General features: G+C 69.9%; 6 protein-coding genes. All 6 read right to left on the bottom strand.

Annotated elements, in window-relative coordinates; all coding sequences use genetic code 11:
- Window positions 1–1,701: NADH-quinone oxidoreductase subunit L (gene nuoL, locus G6019_RS06185; protein ID WP_182627217.1), on the bottom strand; the 1,701-nt coding region annotated here is incomplete at its 3' end.
- Window positions 1,702–1,711: 10 nt separating this feature from the next.
- A complete protein-coding gene (gene nuoK, locus G6019_RS06180) occupies window positions 1,712–2,011 on the bottom strand; it encodes an NADH-quinone oxidoreductase subunit NuoK (RefSeq protein ID WP_182627215.1) in 300 nt (99 codons plus the stop codon).
- Window positions 2,008–2,778 (bottom strand): NADH-quinone oxidoreductase subunit J, encoded by a 771-nt coding sequence (locus tag G6019_RS06175; RefSeq protein WP_182613677.1) that lies wholly within the window; start codon window positions 2,776–2,778, stop codon window positions 2,008–2,010. Before G6019_RS06175 ends, nuoK begins: the two co-directional genes overlap by 4 nt.
- On the bottom strand, window positions 2,778–3,329 hold the full coding sequence (nuoI, locus tag G6019_RS06170; protein ID WP_194305492.1) for an NADH-quinone oxidoreductase subunit NuoI: 552 nt from the start codon (window positions 3,327–3,329) through the stop codon (window positions 2,778–2,780). Before nuoI ends, G6019_RS06175 begins: the two co-directional genes overlap by 1 nt.
- The gene (gene nuoH, locus G6019_RS06165) at window positions 3,322–4,620 is read right to left on the bottom strand and encodes an NADH-quinone oxidoreductase subunit NuoH (protein WP_182613678.1); all 1,299 of its coding nucleotides are present in this window, start codon (window positions 4,618–4,620) and stop codon (window positions 3,322–3,324) included. Before nuoH ends, nuoI begins: the two co-directional genes overlap by 8 nt.
- The coding region (locus G6019_RS06160; RefSeq protein ID WP_304506196.1) for a molybdopterin dinucleotide binding domain-containing protein at window positions 4,617–4,932 on the bottom strand (316 nt) is incomplete at its 5' end. The genes G6019_RS06160 and nuoH, both read right to left, overlap by 4 nt.

The following is a 4,932-nucleotide window of genomic DNA, read 5'->3' as shown; positions in this document are numbered from 1 at the left end:
GGCGTAGAGGTCCCGGCGCGCGGCCCGGGTGAGTGCGGAGGCGTCCGGCGGCACCTCGAGCGGGATCTCGCCCCGGCCGTACAGCCGCACCGCGATGGCGATCCCGGCGGCCACGACCACCAGTGAGGCGGTGGTGACCAGCCAGACCGGCACGACGTGCTCGACGTGGTGTCCACCCACGACCGGGGCCAGCCAGTCCTCGAGCCGCCCGCCGATCGCGAGCAGGGCTCCGGAGGCCACGGACCCCACCGCGATGACGATCATCGGCGCCGTCATGGACACCGGTGACTCGTGGGGATGCGCGCCGTCCCGCCAGCGCCGTCGGCCGAAGAAGGTCAGGATCATCACCCGAGTCATGTAGAACGCGGTCAGACCGGCTCCGAGGAGCGCCACCGCGCCCAGCAGGTAGCCGGCCGCTCCGCCGCCACCCACGTCGAACGCCGCGGAGATGATGCCCTCCTTGGAGTAGAAGCCGGCGAACGGCGGGACGCCGATGATCGCGAGGTACCCCAGTCCGAAGGTGACGAAGGTGACCGGCATGACCGTGCGGAGGGCGCCGTACCGTCGCATGTCGACCTCGTCGTCCAACCCGTGCATGACCGATCCCGCGCCGAGGAAGAGTCCGGCCTTGAAGAAGCCGTGGGTGAGCAGGTGCATGATCGCCAGGGCGTATCCGGCCGGGCCGAACCCGGCCGCCATGACCATGTAGCCCACCTGGCTCATGGTCGAAGCGGCGAGCACCTTCTTGATGTCGTCCTTGGCGCAGCCGATCACCGCGCCGAACAGCAGCGTCACCGCGCCGACGGCGATCACCGCCGTCCGCGCCGCCGGTGCCGCGTCGAAGATCGGATTGGCCCGGGTGATGAGGTAGACCCCGGCGGTGACCATGGTCGCCGCGTGGATCAGGGCGGAGACCGGGGTGGGGCCCTCCATGGCGTCCCCGAGCCACGACTGCAGCGGCACCTGGGCGGACTTGGCGCAGGCGCCCAGCAGCAACAGCAGTCCGAGTGCGGTGACCACGCCCGGGCCGAGGTCGGGCGCGACGCCGTCCACACCCGCCGCGACGGTCCCACCGTCGATCGCGGCGAAGACCCCGTCGAAGGACAGGGTCCCCAGCTGGGTCACCATCACCATCAGCGCGACGGCGAGCCCGATGTCGCCGACGCGGTTGACGACGAAGGCCTTCTTGGCCGCCGTGGCCGCGGACGGCTTGTGCTGCCAGAACCCGATGAGCAGGTAGGAGACCAGTCCCACGCCCTCCCATCCCAGGTAGAGCACCAGGAAGTCGTCCGCCATCACCAGCAGCAGCATCGCGGCCAGGAACAGGTTGAGGTAGGCGAAGAACTTCCGTCGCGCGGGATCGGCGGCCATGTACCCGGTCGAGTACACGTGGATGAGCAGGCCGACGCCGGTGATCAGCAGGACGAACACCATGGAGAGCTGGTCCAGTCGCAAGCCCATGTCCACGGTGAGGTCGCCCACCGAGATCCAGGTGAACAGTGTCTGCTGCAGGGTCCGGTCTGCGAGCCCGCGGCCGGCCATGGCACCGAACTGCCAGACGGCCGCACCGAACGCGGCGAGCGCGGTGGCGCAGCCCAGCAGGTGGCCCCACGGGTCGCTGCGGCGCCCCAGGAGCAGCAGGAGGGTGGCACCGAGCAGCGGCAGGCCGGGGATCAGCCACAACGTCACATCAGGAGTCATCGGCGCGTCCTCAATACCTGAGCAGACTGGCGTCGTCGATCGAGGCCGACCGGCGGGAACGGTAGATGGCCATGATGATCGCCAGGCCGATCACGACCTCGGCCGCGGCCACCACCATGACGAAGAACGCGAACACGTGTCCGCCCACGTCGCCGTGCATCCGGGCGAACGTCACGAGCGCGAGGTTGGTGGCGTTGAGCATGAGCTCGATGCACATGAACACCACGATCGCGTTGCGCCGCAGCAGGAACCCGGCCGCGCCGATGGTGAACAGGATGGCCGAGAGGTAGAGGTAGTTCTCGGGGTTCACGGTCGTCCCCCCTCGTCGGGCCCTGCCGTGTCGCCGGAGCCCAGCTCGCGGTCGGAACCGTGCCGTCGCAACACCTCGCTCACCGAGTCCGTGGCCTCCGAGCCGTCGGGCAGGCGGGCCGGGGAGTCCGCGGAGTTGCGACGCGCGTACACGCCGGGGCTGGGCGGCGGCGTCACCCGGGCGGTGCCGTCGTGCTGCCAGTCGAGGAACCGCTGCTCGGACATCTCGCGCTGGGTGCGGCGTCCGGAGAACCGCTCGCGGTGTGCCAGCACCATGGCGCCCAGGGTGGCGATGATCAGCAGGACCCCGGTGAGCTCGAACGCCCACACGTGGCGGGTGAACAGCAGCGTGGCCAGGGCGGGCACGTCGTCGTGGTCGGCGCCGAAACCGGTGAACGGGGGCAGCTGCGCGCGGGCCAGCCCGGTCGCCAGGAGGACCCCGAAACCGAGCCCGGCGACGATCGCGGCCACGCGGTGGCCTCGGATCCGCTCCACCAGGGACTCCGAGGACTCCACCCCGATGAGCATCACCACGAACAGGAACAGCATCATCACCGCGCCGGTGTAGACGACGATCTGGCCGACGCCCAGGAACACCGCCCCCTGCGCCATGTACAGCACGGCCAGGGCGACCATCGTCATGGCCAGGCAGAGCGCGGAGTAGACCGCCTTGGTGGCGGAGATCACCCCGAGGGCCCCGACGACCACTACGACCGCGAGCACCCAGAACAGGACCGACTCCCCGGTGGACACCGAGTCCCCGGCCATCACGACCTGCTCCCGCCATCGGGTCCGCTCGACGCGGTCCCCAGGACGTCGCCACGGTAGTAGTCGGCGTGCGTCGTCCCCGGGGCCATGTCGTGCGGGGCGGGGACCATCCCGTCGAGCATCGGGCCCAGGAGGTCCTGCTTCTCGTAGATGAGCCCGGCCCGGTCGTCGCCGACCATCTCGTAGTCGTTGGTCATGGTCAGCGCGCGGGTCGGGCAGGCCTCCACGCAGAGCCCGCACCCGATGCAGCGCAGGTAGTTGATCTGGTAGATCCGCCCATAGCGCTCGCCGGGTGAGTACCTCTCGGCCTCGGTGTTGTCGGCGCCCTCCACGTAGATCGCGTCCGCCGGGCAGGCCCACGCGCACAGCTCGCAGCCGATGCACTTCTCCAGGCCGTCGGCGTAGCGGTTGAGCTGATGGCGGCCGTGGTATCGGGGGGCGGTGGGGACCTTCTCCTCCGGGTACTGCTCGGTGTGCTTCTTGCGGAACATCGTCGCGAACGTGACGCCGAACCCGGCGAGCGGCTCGAGGACCCTCGGGATCCTAGGCATTGCGGGCCTCCTCCGATGAGGTGCGCTGGTGGGGCAGCGGCGGGACGGGGAACCCGCCCGCCACCGGGTTGTAGGCCGGGTCGCCGGACCCGGTCGATACCCGTGATCGGTCGGAACGGTCCGTGGCGGACCCCCCGCGGCTCGGGCGGGTGCCGATGCGCGAGCGGAGGGCCAGCACGATCACGACCACCGCGATCAGACCGACGGTCACCAGGGCGATGGCCACCCCGTCGTACCCGGCGTTCGAGAAGGCCCGGATGCTCGCCACGGCCATCACCCACGCCAGGGAGACGGGGATGAGCACCTTCCAGCCGAATCCCATGAACTGGTCGTAACGGAGCCTCGGCAGGGTGGCCCGCAGCCAGATGAACAGGAACATGAAGCCCCACACCTTGATGACGAACCACAGCAGCGCCCACCACCCGGAGTCCGCGCCGTCGATCAGGGAGAACGGCAGGGGGGCCTGCCAACCGCCGAGGAACAGGGTGGCCGCGAGTGCCGAGACCGTGGTCATGTTGACGTACTCGGCCAGCATGAACATCGCGAACCTCAGCGACGAGTACTCGGTGTGGAACCCCCCGACCAGCTCGCCCTCGGCCTCGGGAAGGTCGAAGGGCGCGCGGTTGGTCTCGCCGACCATGGAGATGACGTAGATGAGGAACGAGGGCGCCAGGAGGAACACGAACCAGACCTCGGCCTGGGCGGCGACGATGCCCGAGGTCGACATGGTCCCCGCGAACAGGAACACACCCACGAAGGACAGTGCCATCGCGATCTCGTAGCTGATCACCTGCGCGGTGGAGCGGAGCCCCCCGAGCAGCGGGTAGGTGGAACCGGAGGACCAGCCGGCCAACACGATCCCGTACACCCCGATCGACGTGACGGCCAGGATGTAGAGCACCCCCACGTTCAAATCGGTGAGCTGCAGCGGAGTCCGGTGACCGGCGATCGAGACCTCGGGCCCGAAGGGGATCACCGCGAACGCCATGAACGCGGGGATCACGGCGATGACCGGGGCCAGCAGGAAGATCGGCTTGTCCACCCCGGCGGGGATCAGCCCCTCCTTGAGGGCGATCTTCACGCCGTCGGCCAGGCTCTGCAGCATGCCCAGAGGCCCGACCCGGTTGGGTCCCACCCGCATCTGCATCCAGGCGATGACCTTGCGCTCGAGGTAGATCGCGGCGAGCACCGTGACCACCAGGAACGCGAAGACCGCGAGCACCTTGGCCAGCACCAACCACCACGGGTCGATGCCGAACGCGGACAGGTCCGGGTGCGCGGCCGTCGTCACGGGGCCACCTCCCCGGCGACGATCCGGACCACGTCTCCCGCGGCCGCGGCGAGCGTGGCGTTGACGGCCGATCCGGGCGAGTTCTGCGGCACCCACACCACGCGATCGGGCATCTCGGTGACCGCGCACGGCAGGGTGATCGATCCGCGTCCGGTGGTCACGGTCAGTGGCTCGCCGTCCGCGACGCCGACCTCGTGCGCGGTGGTCGGGGACAACCTGGTGACGGGGGTGCGGGCCGTTCCGGCCAGGTGCGGTTCGCCGTCCTGCAGACGACCCGAGTCGAGCAGCATCCGCCAGGTGGCGAGGACGGCC

It is taken from the genome of Dietzia sp. DQ12-76, assembly GCF_014145045.1.
GTDB lineage: Bacteria > Actinomycetota > Actinomycetes > Mycobacteriales > Mycobacteriaceae > Dietzia.
Note: the sequence above shows the minus strand (reverse complement) of the source record. Positions and strands in the feature narration are given on the sequence as shown.

Coding starts and splice junctions, on each gene's coding strand:
- G6019_RS06175 (WP_182613677.1), bottom strand. CDS start 2,778: ATGGCCGGGGACTCGGTGTCCACCGGGGAGTCGGTCCTGTTCTGGGTG.
- nuoI (WP_194305492.1), bottom strand. CDS start 3,329: ATGCCTAGGATCCCGAGGGTCCTCGAGCCGCTCGCCGGGTTCGGCGTC.